Source organism: Mesorhizobium sp. WSM4935 (assembly GCF_029625735.1).
Lineage (GTDB): Bacteria > Pseudomonadota > Alphaproteobacteria > Rhizobiales > Rhizobiaceae > Mesorhizobium.
Map to the genome: position 1 here is coordinate 1 of NZ_JARTVR010000009.1, position 14,684 is coordinate 14,684.

The following is a 14,684-nucleotide window of genomic DNA, read 5'->3' on the forward strand; positions in this document are numbered from 1 at the left end:
GGCGCCAGGCTCTGGTACCTGCCGCCCTATTCACCGGATCTCAATCCGATCGAGCAGGCCTTCGCCAAGATCAAACACTGGATGCGTCAGGCCCAAAAACGTACCGTCGAGGACACATGGCGCCACATCGGCCACCTCGTTCAAACCATCGAGGCAGCCGAATGCACGAACTACTTCGCAAACGCCGGATACGCTTCCGTCAAAACGTGAAAGAGTCTAGGACATTTCCTAGCCCATCTATTTTCATTAGCGTTAACTAATCATAGACCGCGCTGTCCTATTCTGAGACAGCGCGGTCTAATGCCACCCAATGACCGTGCAGGCGGCTCCAGCCCAACGCACCCCCCGCACCAGCTGGGGCCGCCACCCTCAACATACTCGGCCGGGTTGAATTAACCCTTACCAAATATCCTTTCTGGTGTATTTCACAGACGTTTCGTTTTGTAATCAGACGCTCCGTCGGTCCAGCACAGCGCTCGGCCTCTCACCGCAATCCCGTTGTCCGAATCACTCTCGTTACCGTGCGGTTGCCCGGCGGTCGCAGAACTGAAACATTGCTACTTTAACGTGCTGCCGGTGGTGCGTTAGGGAGCGTGTGGCAGATGTCAATTCCTCAAAGCCTGAATGGCACAGATCTCAGATTCGAATGTCCGAGATGTGGGCATCCAACCATCCGGAAAGGCTCCTGGTTCAAGTCCGTGGCCACATTCAAATGCGAGGGCTGCCAAACCGTGATGCGGCTTGGATATCCCGCAAAGCTCCGCTTGTTCGAGAAACACAGGCAGTCGGCCAGCTCCAATCTCATCAGCCAGGCCCAATAGATGCGCGTCATCCGATCAGGCGGTGTTCCCGCTTGCATCGTCTTTGAACATCGTGACCCGTGCTGGTCGACTTGTCTTTGAAAGAAAACAAGAACGCGGTTGAACCGCGTCCTTTGTTCAGCTCCGACGATTATTGGCTACAGTACCCCTACTCCGCCGCCTGGTAGCCGGCGATGCCTTTGATCTCCAGGAAATCCTCCAGGCCGTATTCGGCATATTCGCGGCCGTTGCCGGACTGCTTGTAGCCGCCGAAGGGCAGGCCCGCGTCCCAGGCCGGGTAGTTGATATAGACATTGCCGGAGCGCATGCGGGCGGCGACGTCGCGCGCTCTCTGGATATCCTTGGCCTGGATGTAGGAGGCGAGGCCGTAGACGGTATCGTTGGCCTGTTCGACCGCCTGCTCGACCGTATCGTAAGGCATGATCGACAGAACCGGCCCGAAGATTTCCTCCTTGGCGATGCGCATGTCGTGCGTGACGTTGGCGAAGACGGTCGGGCGAACATAATAGCCGCGATTGAGCTCGGCCGGGCGGCCCGGACCGCCGGCGACCAGCGTGGCGCCTTCGTCGATGCCGCTCTGGATCAGGTCCTGGATCTTGTCGAACTGGATTTGACTCACCACCGGGCCGAGCTTGGAATTGGGCGCGTCGGCCGGACCGACTGTGAATTTCTCCGCCGCCTTCTTCGCATAGCCGGCCGCCTCGTCATGACGGTCGCGCGGCACGAACATGCGGGTCGGCGCATTGCAGGACTGGCCGCTGTTGCCGAAGCAGCCGGCAACGCCCTTGGTAACCGCCCTTTCAAGGTCGACATCGGGGAACAGGATGTTGGCCGATTTGCCGCCGAGTTCCTGATGCACGCGCTTGACCGTGTCAGCCGCGGCCTTGGCGACCAGAATGCCCGCGCGGGTCGAACCCGTAAACGACATCATATCGACATCCGGGTGGCTGGCCAAAGCCTGGCCAACCGTCGGGCCATCGCCATTGACGAGATTGAAGACGCCCTTCGGCACGCCGGCCTCGTCGATGATCTCGGCGAAGATGATGGCGTCGAGCGGCGCGATTTCCGACGGCTTCAGCACCATCGTGCAGCCGGCGGCAAGCGCCGGGCCGACCTTGCAGGTGATCTGGTTGAGCGGCCAATTCCATGGCGTGATCAGGCCGACGACGCCGATCGGCTCTTTCACGATCAGCGACGAGCCCTTGATGTGGCGGAACTGGAAGGTTTTCAGCACCTCGGCCATCTTCTCCAGATGCGCCAGGCCGACGCCGACCTGGCTGTCCAGCGCCATCTGGCGCGGCGCGCCCATCTCGCGCGAAACGGCGAGGGCAAGGTCCTTGCTGCGCTTCTTGTAGATTTCGATGACGCGGTTGAGAATATCGAGCCGCTCCTCGACCGAAGTGAAGCCGAAGGTGGCGAAGGCACGCTTGGCGGCGGCCACTGCCTTGTCGACATCGGCCTTGGAGCCCAGCGAAATCTGCGCGAAGGCGTCTTCGTTCGACGGGTCAATGACATCGAGAGTGTTCGGCACGACCGGATCGACCCAGGCGCCGTCGATATAGAACTGCAGATTGTGTGACATGGTTTCGCTCCCTGCGGGCCGGCGTTGCTCGATTGTGGTGAGGCGGTCGTCGTATATCGTCAGAAATAACGATGCGGCATGTACCCTGTCAAACGCAAGCTTGAGCGATTGAGCCAGCATCCGCGTTTGCCAGCCACTACGCCAGCCTCTTGCTCATATAGACGGTCGTCCCGTTCATGAACGGCTCTTCGCGGTCGATCGCGTAGCCGTGCCGGCGATAGAGCCGCACATTGGCGTCGAACGCGCCATTGGTCAGCAGGCGAAGTTCGCGGCAGCCTGTTTCGACAGCCCTGCGCTCGGCGCTGTCGAGCAGCTTCTTCCCGATACCCCTGCCCTGCGCTTCAGGAGCCACGGCGACATTTTCGATCCAGACATGATCGTCATGCGGGATGGTTTCGATCAGGCCGACGATGCGGCCGTTCTCGAGGGCGAGATCGAACCGGTGGTCCTGGAGCGCCTTGTCGTAATCGGCGCGCATCGGCAAAGGCTCGCGGCCGATCACCGGCACCCATTTGGCATAAGCCGCACGCACGATGGCCTTGATCGCCGCGGCATCCGCCGGCGTGGCCGGCCGAAGCTCGATGGAAGAAACGACGCTCATTCAGACACTCCAAAATGCAAAAACCCGCCGATCGTCGCGATGGGCGGGCTGGGATGGGCGAACCAGGGTGACTTGCTAGCCGGCCTTTGTGTTCACGCAATCAGCTTGCCGCTCCTTCGAACGGCGGCGTCGCTGCGGATTTGCGAGAAAGACGGTCATGGCGGGAAGCTGGACCGGGGCCGAGGGTCTGTCAAGCCGGCTGCGTCGACGCGGCGTATGCACGATCGGCGACTCGGCAGACATTGTTCGGAAAGATCGATCATTATAAACCGAATAATTCGTTGGAAAGATTGGTTCTGGAATGGCATTGCGGCGACGAAAGTGCCTGGAGAATTCGATTGTCTTTCCTGCCTGCCACCGCGAACGATCTTCCAAATCGCCTCAATCCGGCCGCTGCCGGACGCAAGCGAACCGCCCTGACCTCGATCTCGGTCGGCGTTGTGCCGGGACTGGTGCTGGTGGCGATGATCACCAGCGTCGCCTATTCGGCGCGCGGCCTCTCCGGCCTCACCTTGTTCAGCCCGATGATCCTCGCCGTCGTCGCCGGCATGATCTATTCCAATGTGCTCGGCGTGCCTGGGCACGCCAAGGCCGGCATCGCCTTCTCGCAAAAGCGCCTGCTTCGCTTCGCCATCGTGCTGCTCGGCTTCCAGCTCATGCTCGGCCAGGTGGCGGACATCGGCCTCGGCGGCGTCGGCATCGTCGCCGCCACGCTCGGCGCCACCTTCCTGTTCACCGCCGCACTCGGGCGGCTGATCGGCGTCGACCGGAAGCTGGCGCAACTGATTGCCGCCGGCACCTCGATCTGCGGCGCCTCGGCTATCGTCGCCACCAACATCGTCACCGACGCGCGCGACGAAGACGTTACCTATGCGGTCGCCGCGATCACGCTGTTCGGCACCATTGCCATGCTCGGCTTCCCGCTGCTGGCGCCGGTCTTCGGGCTCGACCAGCACGCCTTCGGCCTGTGGGCGGGCGCCTCGATCCATGAGGTGGCGCAAGTGATCGGCGCCGGCTTTCAGAACGGCACGCTTGCCGGCGAGACGGCAACCGTCGCCAAGCTGACGCGCGTCGCCATGCTGGCGCCGATGGTGATCGCGCTCGGCCTGATGGCGCGCCGCGGCGGCACCGACGCTTCCGGCGCCAAGCCGCCGATACCCTGGTTCGTCGCGGCCTTCGTGGCGGTGGTGGCGCTGAACAGCCTGGTTGCGATCCCGGCCCAGATCCATGCCGCAATTGCCTTGGCCGCGCAGGTGATGCTGACCATGGGGCTTGCCGCCATGGGCCTTCAGGCCGACATTTCCGAGCTGCGCTCGCGCGGCCTGCGCCCGCTAGTGCTGGCCTTCTCGGCCTTCCTCTTCATCGCCGTCTTCAGCCTGACACTGGTGAAGCTCGGCTGAGGCAGGCCGAGACCGGCATCACCTCTCAGTCCTCGTCATCATCCTCGAACTCGCACGACGCGACATAGATCGCGGCCAGCTTCTCGATCCCGGCCTGGTCTTCCTTGTCGAAGCGGCCGGGCAGCGAGCTGTCGAGGTCGAGCACGCCGAAGGCGCCATCGGCATCGCGCAACAGCACGACCAGTTCGGAACGCGAATCGGCATCGCAGGCGATGTGGCCGGGAAATTCGTTGACGTCCTTGACCAGCATCGACATGTCGAGCTCGATGGCCGTGCCGCAGACGCCTTTGCCGACGGGGATGCGAACGCAGGCGGGCTTGCCCTGGAAGGGCCCGAGCACCAGCTCGTCGTCGGAGGCCAGGAAATAGAAACCGGCCCAGTTGAGGTCGGGCACCATCTGGTAGATCAGCGCCGCCGTGTTGGCGGCATTGGCGACGGAATCGCCCTCGCCTTCCAGCAGCGCCTTCAATTGGGCGGCCAACTCCTTGTAGAAGGCCGGCTTGTCCTTGGTCTCGATGGCGGTTGCCGCGAACATCGTGTCGTCTCTCCGTTGCAAGCCGGCCGCGCGGCCAGCTACAGTTCACCTCTCTCTGCCACCAAACCACCGCCGGGAAACAGCCTATCGTGACCTCCAGCCACTCCAGAACAGTGACGGCCAGGACGATACGGATTGCTGCCGCCGTCATCCGCGACGACGGCGGCAGGCTTCTGCTGGTGCGCAAGCGCGGCACCAGCACCTTCATGCAGGCCGGCGGCAAGATCGAGCCGGGTGAGCTGCCGACCGTCGCTCTTGCGCGCGAATTGCGCGAGGAGTTGGGCGTTGCCGTCGATCCGGCGGCGGCCTTCCATCTCGGCTCCTTCTCGGCGCCCGCCGCCAACGAGCCGGACGCCCACGTCGAGGCCGAGCTGTTCGAACTCTCCATCACCGGCGAGCCCGTTCCGGCGGCCGAGATCGAGGAGATGATCTGGCTGAACCCGGAGCTGGCAGGCGGCATGGAGCTGGCGCCGCTGACCGCTAATATCGTGCTGCCGCGCTACGGCCGCCAGCCATGAATTCACGCAACGAAGAAAAACAGGCGGTGGGCGAAGCGCCCCTCACCTTCGCGGTGCTGGTCTTTCCCGGCTTTCCTATGATGGCGTTTTCGTCCGTCATCGAGCCGCTGCGCGCCGTCAACATTCTTGCCAAGCGCGACTGCTACCGCTGGGTGATCGTCGGCGCCGATGCGGGTACAGTGGAGGCATCGAACGGTGTCGTCATCCAGCCTGGTTTCTCGGCCGCCGACGCGCCGAAGGTCGACCGTATCGTCGTCTGCTCGGGCGGCGATGCCGATCATGTCGTGGCCGACGAGGCGATGAGCTGGATCCGCAAAAGCCTGCGCGGCGGCGCGCATATCGGCGCGGTGGCGGACGCAGCTTTCTTCCTCGCCCGCGCCGGCCTCCTCGACGGCCATGCCTGCACTTTGCATTGGACCAGCCAGGCCGCTTTCACCGAAGCTTTTCCGGACATCGAGCTTCGGCGCGATCTCTTCGTCATCGACCGCAAGCGTTTCACCTCTGCCGGCGGCGTCGGCAGCCTCGACATGATGCTGGAGATCATAACGCAGGACTATGGCGCCGAGCTCGCGGCGGGTGTCGCCGAATGGTTCGTGCACTCACCCCTGCGGTCGAGCGTCGACCGCAAGCTAATGCCGCTCAGGCTGCGCACCGGCGTCCAGAACGAGCTGGTGCTGTCGGCCATCGCCATCATGGAGGACGCGGTCGAGGAACGGCTCGGCATGGCGGAGCTGGCTGAGCGGCTTGGGGTCTCGCCCGACAAGCTCGAGCGCAGTTTCCGCGCCGAGCTGGATATCTCGCCCAATGGGTATTACCGGCGGCTGAGATTGAAGCGCGCCGCCGATTTGCTGGCGCATTCGACGCTGATGGTGCGCGACGTTGCGCTCGCCTGCGGCTTCGCTTCGATGTCGAGCTTTGCGAGGGCGTTTCGCGAGGAGCATGGGCACGCGCCTAAGGCGATGAGGAGGCATTAGGTGGTGGAGTGGTGCAAGCCCTCTCCCTCGTCATCCTAGGGCGAAGCGACGCGCAGCGGAGGGGAAGACCCTGGGATCCATGCCGTGACCTAAGAGCGTCTCTGCGATGCAGAACTGCCAGCGCTATGCCAGCAAGGACTTTCTGCACCGCTGCATTCTCTGGCCGGCGTAACGGCATGGATTCTAGGGTCTGCGCGCGTCGCTTCGCTCCTTGCTTCGCCCTAGAACGACGAAGTTATGACTGCGGCATCCGGCACGACATCTGCGGAATGCCGCACAAGCTCCGACTCCCTTCCGGCTATGTTCGCACGAACAGGAGGCCCCGCATGAGCATCGTCGTATTCGACCCCGACAGCACCGAGGATGTGGACTTCAAGGACCGCATGCGCCATCCGGCCGCGGCCGATCCCGCCGGCGGCATGTGGCTCTCCGACACGGAGCCGTCCTTCATCGATGCCGACGCGCTGCGGAAGGGGCGGCTTGCCAAGCTGCGGGCCTGGATGCGCGAGGCGGGCTATGGCGGCATCGTGCTGTTCGATCCATACAACCAGCGCTACGCCACAGGCTCGCGCAACATGTTCGGCTACTTCCTGCGCAATTCGACGCGCTATTTCTTCATTCCGACCGAAGGGCCGATCATGCTCTTCGAATATCCGCAGAGCTACCATGTCTCGATGGTGCTCGACACGATCGACGAGGCGCGTCCATCCAAGCTCGTCTGGTCATCCGTCTCCGGCCGCGACGACGAAACCGCCGGTCCGTTCGCCGACGAGATCACCGAGTTGCTCAAGAAGCACGGCGGCGGCTCGATGAAGCTTGGGCTCGACCGCTGCAGCCATCTGCAGGCGCTGGCCTTGGAGAAGCGCGGCTGCGAGGTTCGCGACTGCCAGGGCGAGATCCTGGCGGTGCGCGCGGTGAAGACGCCTGAGGAAGTGAAGTGCCTGCAGGCCTCGATGGCCGGCGCTGAAGCTGCGGTGGCGGCGGTGCGCGAGGCGATCAAGCCCGGCGTTTCCGAGAACGAGCTGTTCGCCATCATGTATCACGAGGTAATCCGCCAGGGCGGCGAGTTCATCGAGACCCGCCTGCTCACCTCCGGGCAGCGCACCAACCCGTGGTTCAACGAAGCGAGCGGGCGCAAGATCAGGCCGGGAGAGCTGGTCGCGCTCGATACCGACACGATCGGCTGCTACGGCTATTATTCCGACTTCTCGCGCACCTTCCGCTGCGGCCCGGGCAAGCCGACGCCCTACCAGAAATCGCTCTACCGCATGGCGCACGACCAGGTGCAGCACAATATCGGCATCGTGAAGCCCGGCATGGCGTTCCGCGAGATCGCCGAGAAGGCGTGGAAGATCCCGGACCGCTTCGTCGACCAGCGCTACACGTCGGTCATGCACGGCGTCGGCATGCATGGCGAAACGCCGTTCATCGCCCACTCGATGGATTACGAGACCTATGGCCGCGACGGCATCATCGTGCCGGGCATGGTGGTGAGCGTCGAAAGCTATATCGGCGAGAAAGGCGGCCGCGAGGGCGTCAAGCTCGAGGACGAGATCCTGATCACCGAGACCGGCACCGAGTTACTCTCGCGCTTCCCTTATGAAGACGAGTTTCTTGACAAGTAGCGCCCACGCACCGACAGCACATTCCGCATGAAAACGCCCATTTCCATCCGACGCGGCACGGCGGCCGCGGTGTTCATCGATCTCCAGGAGGAGCATCGCAAGGACAAACGCTATCTGGTCGAGGGGTTCAGCGACATCCTCGCCAACGTCCAACGCCTGCAGGAGGCGGCGCGGCGCAATTTCGTGCCGCTTTACCACTGGGCTTATATCGTCGACCTCGCCGAGGCGCGGCCTTTCCACCCGGTGGACGAAAGCGGCAAGTCGGCTTTCTCCGACAAGGACGATCCGCTGACCGCAATCTGCCATGAAGTGGCGCCGCAGAACGGCGAAGCCATGCTGATCAAGCAGGAAGCCAGCGCCTTCGGCAAGAACGATTTCGGCGACAAGCTCAAGGCGTCCGGCATCGAATGGCTGGTGATTGCCGGCGTCTGGACCGAGGCCTGCATCGACGCCACGGTGAAGGACGCGGTGGCGCGCGGTTTCCGCGTGCTTCTGGTCAAGGACGCTTGCGGCAGCGCGAGCGCGGCCATGCATCAGACCGGTATCCTCAACCTCGCCAACCGGCTCTATGGCGGCGCCGTCACCAACACGCTGGATGCCTGCCGGCTGATGGCCGGCGACACCGTGAAGGTGTGGCAGGTCGAGGGCTCCGTGCCGCTGCGCTTCACCTTCGAGAACGCGGCGCGGCTTTACGCCGAGCTCTGACGGCGGTGGCCGGCGACCCAACCGATCGGCCGTGCCGCGGCAAATATGCCGACCGGCTCGATGCGGAACTGTGGGATTATATCGACGAGGTCAACGGCTGGTACCCGCCGGAGATCGTCGCCGTGCCCATCGCCGAGCAGCGCGCGGTCTATGACCAGATGTGCGCCGCGTTTCACCAAGGTCATCCGGACGGCGTGACGACCAGCGACGGTCTTGTCGCCACGGCGGCGCATGCGACCCCGGTGCGGCGCTATCGCATGGCCGGCAAGGCCGCGGCGGCGGTCGTGGTCTACTATCACGGCGGCGGCTTCGTGCTCGGCGGTCTCGAGAGCCATGACGACATCTGCGCCGAGATCTGTGCCGGCACCGGCTTCGAAGTGGTTTCCGCCGACTACCGGCTGGCGCCTGAGCATCTGCATCCGGCATCGTTCGACGATGCTTTTGCCGTGTTCGAATGGGCTGCGGCGACGAGCGCGCTGCCGATCGTGCTTTGCGGTGAAAGCGCCGGCGGCAATCTCGCGGCGGCCGTGGCGCAAGCGACGCGGCGGCATGGGCGGCATGCCGTTGGCCAGGTGCTGATCTATCCCGAGCTGGGCGGTGACGAGACCGGCCGCTCCCATGTCGAGCACGCCGAGGCGCCGCTGCTGACGATCGCCGATATCGAGTTCTACCGGCGTATCCGCGCGGCGCCCGAGCAGTCACAGCACGATCCTACCCTCGCGCCGCTCCGCGATCGCGATTTCTCCGGCCTGCCGCCGACGATCATCGTCACCGCTGAATGCGATCCGCTATCGTCGGACGGCGAAGTCTACCGCGACCGCATCCTCGCCGCTGGCGGGCAAGCGTGGTGGCGCGAGGAGAAGCGGCTGGTGCACTCGTTCCTGCGTGCCAGACCCACAGTCCCACGCGCGGCTGAGGCGTTTGCGAGGATTGTTAGCGACATCGCAAGGCTGGGCGCCGGCGACGAAGCGCAAATCTCCCCCCTTGTGGGGGTTGAGGAGCGGTCCGCATAGCGGACGCAAAGCCAATTGCTTGGCTTTGCGAGCTACGAAAGCCGGCAGGCCGAGGGGGGCGCGAAGGATCGCGACCCTTCGGATTCGTAACATCCAAGTTTGCCTGAAAAGACAGCTCCAATTAGCTGAGATGCTGGCGGGACAGCGCCCCCTCTGCCCTGCCGGGCCTCTCCCCCGCAAGGGGGAAGATCGGCTGTATCAACGCCACTGCGGAACAGCGCACAAGAACTGCGGAAAACCGACCATTTCGCCACAGCAAGCAGACCTATCATCGCTCAGCAGGCAACGGCGCCCTGGCGGTCGCATCCGCCCCCGCGCCTGGCGATCCCGGGGTGCTCAACAACAGAGGGAACGACGATGAAATTCATGCTGACCGACAGAAAACTGCACCCGCGTGCCAAGCCGATCGCCGACGATTTCAAGAACGGCGCGATCAGCCGGCGCGAATATCTGGCTTTGATGGCCGGTTTCGGCGTCAGCGCCGCCGGCGCGATGGCGCTGGGCGGGATGGCTCCCTCGCCAGCCCGCGCCGCCGAGCCGAAAAAGGGCGGCGTGCTGCGCGTGGCGATGAACGTCAAGGGCTTCAAGGATCCGCGCACCTTCGACGGCGTCGAAATGTCGAATGTCGCGCGCCAGTGCAACGAATATCTGGTGCGCTGGAACACCGATTTTTCCTTCGAGCCCTGGCTCTTGGAAAGCTGGGAGACCAGCGACGACGCCAAGACGATCACGCTTAACGTGCGCAAGGGCATCACGTGGTCGAACGGCGACATTTTCAATGCCGACGACGTCATCCACAACCTCAACCGCTGGTGCGATGCCTCGGTCGCCGGCAATTCGGTCGCAGCGCGGATGGGCGCGCTGGTCAACGCCGATACCAAGAAGCCGGTCGACGGCGGCATCCAGAAGGTCGACGACTACACCGTCAAGCTCAACCTGCCGAAGCCCGACATCTCGCTGATCGCCGGCATGGCCGACTATCCGGCGCTGATCATGCATCGCTCCTATGAGGGCGACGCCGACCCGAAGAAGGCTTTGGCGATCACGACCGGGCCATGCGAGCTGGTGAGCTGGGACGCGGAGACGGGCGCCGAGGTGAAGCGCAAGGACAAGCCATGGTGGAAGGGCGAGTTCTATCTCGACGGCATCAAATGGGTCGATTACGGCTCCGATCCCAACGCCACGCTGTCGGCCTTCGAATCCGGTGAGATCGACACCGACCACGAGACCGCGTCGGATGCCGTGTCGCAGACCGAGCAGATGGGCCTGCAGAACTCCGAGATCGCCACCGGCTCGACCATCGTCGCGCGCTTCAATGTCTCCAACGCGCCCTATGACGACGTCAAGGTGCGCCGCGCCGCCCAGCTTGCCGTCGACAATGCGGCGGTCCTGAAGCTCGGCCTCGACGGTCGCGGCAAACCCGCCGATAACCACCATGTCGGCCCGATGCATCCCGAATTCGTGGATATCGGCCCGGCCAAGCGCGATGTCGAGCAGGCGAAGAAGCTGATGGCGGAATCCGGCAAGGCCGACCACGAATATGAGCTGATCTCGGTCGACATCGAATGGCAAAAGAGCACAGCGGACGCGATCGCGGCGCAAATCCGCGAGGCAGGCTTCAAGATCAAGCGCACCGTGCTGCCGGCCGCGACCTTCTGGAACGATTGGGCCAAGTTCCCCTATTCCTGCACCGAGTGGCTCGGCCGCCCGCTCGGTGTTCAGGTGCTGGCACTAGCCTACAAGTCCGGCGGCGCCTGGAACGAAAGCGCCTATTCGAACAAGGAGTTCGACGAGCTTCTCGACAAGGCGCTGGCGACGCCGGACGCTGCGGCGCGCAAGGAGATCATGGCCAAGATCGAGACCAATCTGCGCGACAGCGGCATCATCGTCCAGCCCTACTGGCGCTCGGTCTACCGCACCTATCGCAAGGGCGTGCAGGGTTGCGAACAGCACCAGGCGCTTGAGCAGCATTTCGAGAAAGTCTGGCTGGAATCCTGATCCTCCCGGGACCGAGCGGCCGGCGCGGCTCACAGAGCCGCGTCAGCTAAACACTCTTTGGAATGGTTTGGGCTATAGATTGTCAAATGCCTCACCTCCCAACTAAAATGTCCAACTTGTGCTATTTGCTCAATTGGAACAGCCATGAAGCCTGTGGAATTCGGCCGCGCAATTCTTAAAGAAAGCCGAAGGCGAGATGATGGACTATTGAAATATTATGTCAAAAATTATAAACAAATATCCGAATCAATATCGCAACATCCTGGTCTAAAAGCCGATGTAAAGCTAATTGCGGACGATCATTACTACGATCGCATTAGATTCGCTTCGTTGATGAATGATTTCACTACCTTAGCTTTGCCGCCGGCCGGAGAGATGATCCTGAGACTCCCCCAAAAAGGCAAAGACATCAAGGAATTTATCGGAAGCGAGATTAAATTCAGCATAGAAACGAAGAACCCTGATAAGTATGTCGCCAGGGATGGAAAGGCGAACGCCATCCCAGTTTTTGCGATGCCGTCGGACCGGAAAGCTCGCGAAACTGTGGAGGCCATTGCCCCGTTAATAATGCGAGGACGGGCGATAGTTCGTCCACAACGCTGCATAATTTCTCTTGAAGGCGAACTCCCAAGCGGGAACAAGGCTTGGAACATGGTCGAAATCGACCAAACAAGCCCTCACGACCTCTGGAGAGCTAGAGATTTTTCTGACCAATCTATGCCGATAGTCGACAGATCTTCGAACGACGATTCTGAGGTCAACCTATATAACATTACTCTGCCATTTCTATCGGGCATAAATTTCTCTGACCTTGCAACTTTGTTAGATGAGGAAGAGCACCATCTTGCCAAAACCCGCGTCGCCCTCCGCGACGTCGTCGAGGAGGCGCGAAAAGCCGGCCGCGACCTTACCTCTGTCGTGAACGATATTCTTCGCCCCGAGATCGATTCATTGACCTTGAAATTAAAAGCCGCGTCAAAATCGCGGTACTTGAAACAAGGTGCAGCTACGCTTGGTATGGTCACCATGGGTCTTACCGCAATTTTTACTGGCGGCCTGCCGCAAGTGGCAGCAGCTGTTGCTGGAGCTGGCGGAGGAGGGTTGCTGGCCAAGGAGATTGCAGAGGGTATCGAAAAGAAAGCAGCCCTTGAAAGTGGTCCATTCTACTTAGTATGGCGACTCAGGAAGATACAGAGTGCAGCTTAACGCCGAGGCAATGGATCACTTCGACCTCGGCACCTATCGCCGTCCCATCTCGACAGCCTCGGCCGAGACGCAGCGCTGGTTCGATATCGGGCTGAACTGGTGCTACGGCTTCAACCACGAGGAAGGCATAAAATGCTTCGAGAAGGCGCTGGAGACCGATCCAGCTTGCGCCTTCGTGCATTGGGGCATCGCCTATGCTGCCGGGCCTTTCTACAACTTGACCTGGAAGGAGCATGGCAAGGCCGAGGCCGATCATGCCGCCAGGCGCTGTTTCGAGCATGTGCGGCTGGCGCAAGCCAATGCGGCGAGCGCGAGTCCTGTCGAGCGGCGGCTGATCGAGGCGCTTAGCATCCGCTTCCAGCAGCCGCAGGGCGTGAGCGCCGGCGAGTTCGAAAAATGGGACGACGCCTATGCCGCCGCGATGCGCCAGGTTCTTCGCGCGTTCCCCGATGACCATGACGTGATGGCGCTGACCGTCGAGGCGCTGATGATGCGCACGGTGCGGCGCCTATGGAATTTGAAGACCGGCGCGCCAGCGCCGAATTCCGATGTGCTCGAGGCGCTGGAGATCTGCGAGCGCTCGATCCGGCTGTCGGACGAAGCAGATGTCGCGCCGCATCCGGCGGCGCTGCATCTTCACATCCATCTGCTCGAAATGTCGACGCAGCCCGAGCGTGGCATGCGCTCGGCGGAGCGGCTGGGCACGATGTGTCCGGATGCCGGCCATATGAACCACATGCCGGGGCACATTTACGTGCTTTGCGGCGAGTATGAGAAGGCAAAGCTCGCCAGCGAGAAGGCGGTGCGCGCCAACGACCTCTATCTCGCCTATGCCGGCGAGCCGACCTACTACCTGCTCGGATGCTGCCACGACCTGCATCTGATGATGTTCAGCTGCATGTTCCTTGGCCAGTACCGCCCGGCCCTGTGGGCGGCCGACAAGCTGCGCGGCCTGGTGACGCGCGACGTCGTCAGCATCCCCGAGCGGCCGAAGCTGACGCAGACCGTCGAGGGCTATCACGCGATGAAATCGCATGTTCAGGTGCGCTTCGGACGCTGGCGCGAAATCATCGACGAGCCCATGAACGGCGAGCCGGAACTCTATGTGGTGACCACCGCGCTGCAGCATTACGCCAAGGGTGTGGCGCATGCGACGCTGCGCGACTTCGCTTCCGCGCAGCGCGAACGCGAGTTGCTTAGCCGGCAAATCGACAGCATTCCGCCGGAGCGCCGCTTCCTCAGCAACCCGACAACAGCCTCGCTCGCCGTGGGCGCAGCACTTCTCGACGGCGAGCTCGCCTATCACCAGGGCCAGCACGAGGAGGCCTACGAGCATCTGCGCCGCGCGGTCGAGCTCGACGACAATTTATCCTACACCGAGCCATGGGCCTGGATGCATCCGCCGCGCCACGCGCTGGCGGCGCTTTTGCTCGGCCAGGGCCATGCAGCGGAGGCCGAGCAGGTCTATCGCGACGATCTTGGCCTGAGCGGCGCCGTGCAGCGCTGCGCACAGCACCCGGACAATGTCTGGGCGCTGCACGGGCTGGTCGAATGCCTCAAGCAGCGCGGCGAGAAAGACGAAATGCCGGGACTGCAGGCGAAGTTAGCGGCAGCGCTGGCCAAGGCGGATGTGGCGATCACCTCGTCATGCCTGTGCCGGACGAATGTTCAGGCGGACCATTGCTGTTGTCACTAGGCCTGCCCGT

13 protein-coding genes are annotated in these 14,684 nt (G+C 62.7%); 10 read left to right on the top strand and 3 right to left on the bottom strand.

Annotation, left to right across the window (positions count from 1 at the left end; genetic code table 11):
* A partial coding sequence (locus tag P9273_RS20100; RefSeq protein WP_278050462.1) for a transposase occupies window positions 1-210 on the top strand: 210 nt, incomplete at its 5' end.
* Between the two features lie 759 nt (window positions 211-969).
* On the opposite strand, the gene P9273_RS20105 is transcribed toward P9273_RS20100, so the two are convergent.
* On the bottom strand, window positions 970-2,403 hold the full coding sequence (locus P9273_RS20105) for an aldehyde dehydrogenase family protein (protein WP_278050463.1): 1,434 nt from the start codon (window positions 2,401-2,403) through the stop codon (window positions 970-972).
* A gap of 136 nt (window positions 2,404-2,539) precedes the next feature.
* Window positions 2,540-3,004, bottom strand: coding sequence for a GNAT family N-acetyltransferase (locus P9273_RS20110; protein ID WP_041000896.1), 465 nt, complete (start codon window positions 3,002-3,004; stop codon window positions 2,540-2,542).
* Window positions 3,005-3,342: 338 nt separating this feature from the next.
* On the opposite strand from P9273_RS20110, the gene P9273_RS20115 reads away from it, so the two are divergent.
* Window positions 3,343-4,404, top strand: coding sequence for a YeiH family protein (locus P9273_RS20115; RefSeq protein WP_442920247.1), 1,062 nt, complete (start codon window positions 3,343-3,345; stop codon window positions 4,402-4,404).
* A gap of 25 nt (window positions 4,405-4,429) precedes the next feature.
* Here the strand turns inward: P9273_RS20115 and P9273_RS20120 are convergent, their stop codons facing one another.
* Window positions 4,430-4,939 carry a GAF domain-containing protein gene (locus P9273_RS20120; RefSeq protein WP_278050464.1) on the bottom strand — a complete coding sequence of 170 codons (510 nt, stop codon included), beginning with the start codon at window positions 4,937-4,939 and terminating at the stop codon, window positions 4,430-4,432.
* Window positions 4,940-5,028: 89 nt separating this feature from the next.
* On the opposite strand from P9273_RS20120, the gene P9273_RS20125 reads away from it, so the two are divergent.
* From P9273_RS20125 to P9273_RS20160, 8 genes are all read left to right on the top strand, one after another.
* On the top strand, window positions 5,029-5,457 hold the full coding sequence (locus P9273_RS20125; RefSeq protein ID WP_278050465.1) for an NUDIX hydrolase: 429 nt from the start codon (window positions 5,029-5,031) through the stop codon (window positions 5,455-5,457).
* Window positions 5,454-6,431, top strand: coding sequence for a GlxA family transcriptional regulator (locus P9273_RS20130; RefSeq protein ID WP_278050466.1), 978 nt, complete (start codon window positions 5,454-5,456; stop codon window positions 6,429-6,431). The genes P9273_RS20125 and P9273_RS20130 overlap by 4 nt, the downstream gene beginning before the upstream one ends.
* 326 nt (window positions 6,432-6,757) lie before the next feature.
* Window positions 6,758-8,056 (top strand): M24 family metallopeptidase, encoded by a 1,299-nt coding sequence (locus P9273_RS20135; RefSeq protein WP_278050467.1) that lies wholly within the window; start codon window positions 6,758-6,760, stop codon window positions 8,054-8,056.
* A 27-nt stretch (window positions 8,057-8,083) separates the two neighbouring features.
* Window positions 8,084-8,761, top strand: a complete 678-nt coding sequence (locus tag P9273_RS20140; protein ID WP_278050468.1) for an isochorismatase family protein — start codon at window positions 8,084-8,086, stop codon at window positions 8,759-8,761.
* A 5-nt stretch (window positions 8,762-8,766) separates the two neighbouring features.
* Window positions 8,767-9,774, top strand: coding sequence for an alpha/beta hydrolase (locus tag P9273_RS20145; RefSeq protein ID WP_278050469.1), 1,008 nt, complete (start codon window positions 8,767-8,769; stop codon window positions 9,772-9,774).
* A 357-nt stretch (window positions 9,775-10,131) separates the two neighbouring features.
* Window positions 10,132-11,772 carry an ABC transporter substrate-binding protein gene (locus P9273_RS20150; protein WP_278050470.1) on the top strand — a complete coding sequence of 547 codons (1,641 nt, stop codon included), beginning with the start codon at window positions 10,132-10,134 and terminating at the stop codon, window positions 11,770-11,772.
* A 144-nt stretch (window positions 11,773-11,916) separates the two neighbouring features.
* Window positions 11,917-12,978 (top strand): hypothetical protein, encoded by a 1,062-nt coding sequence (locus P9273_RS20155; RefSeq protein ID WP_278050471.1) that lies wholly within the window; start codon window positions 11,917-11,919, stop codon window positions 12,976-12,978.
* A 10-nt stretch (window positions 12,979-12,988) separates the two neighbouring features.
* Window positions 12,989-14,674, top strand: coding sequence for a tetratricopeptide repeat protein (locus P9273_RS20160; protein WP_278050642.1), 1,686 nt, complete (start codon window positions 12,989-12,991; stop codon window positions 14,672-14,674).
* Window positions 14,675-14,684: the final 10 nt, after the last annotated feature.

Bases quoted from the DNA above. Each gene is read 5' to 3' on its own strand.
- P9273_RS20105 (WP_278050463.1), bottom strand. From the start codon at position 2,403: ATGTCACACAATCTGCAGTTCTATATCGACGGCGCCTGGGTCGATCCG.
- P9273_RS20110 (WP_041000896.1), bottom strand. From the start codon at position 3,004: ATGAGCGTCGTTTCTTCCATCGAGCTTCGGCCGGCCACGCCGGCGGAT.
- P9273_RS20120 (WP_278050464.1), bottom strand. From the start codon at position 4,939: ATGTTCGCGGCAACCGCCATCGAGACCAAGGACAAGCCGGCCTTCTAC.
- P9273_RS20130 (WP_278050466.1), top strand. From the start codon at position 5,454: ATGAATTCACGCAACGAAGAAAAACAGGCGGTGGGCGAAGCGCCCCTC.
- P9273_RS20135 (WP_278050467.1), top strand. From the start codon at position 6,758: ATGAGCATCGTCGTATTCGACCCCGACAGCACCGAGGATGTGGACTTC.
- P9273_RS20140 (WP_278050468.1), top strand. From the start codon at position 8,084: ATGAAAACGCCCATTTCCATCCGACGCGGCACGGCGGCCGCGGTGTTC.
- P9273_RS20150 (WP_278050470.1), top strand. From the start codon at position 10,132: ATGAAATTCATGCTGACCGACAGAAAACTGCACCCGCGTGCCAAGCCG.
- P9273_RS20155 (WP_278050471.1), top strand. From the start codon at position 11,917: ATGAAGCCTGTGGAATTCGGCCGCGCAATTCTTAAAGAAAGCCGAAGG.
- P9273_RS20160 (WP_278050642.1), top strand. From the start codon at position 12,989: ATGGATCACTTCGACCTCGGCACCTATCGCCGTCCCATCTCGACAGCC.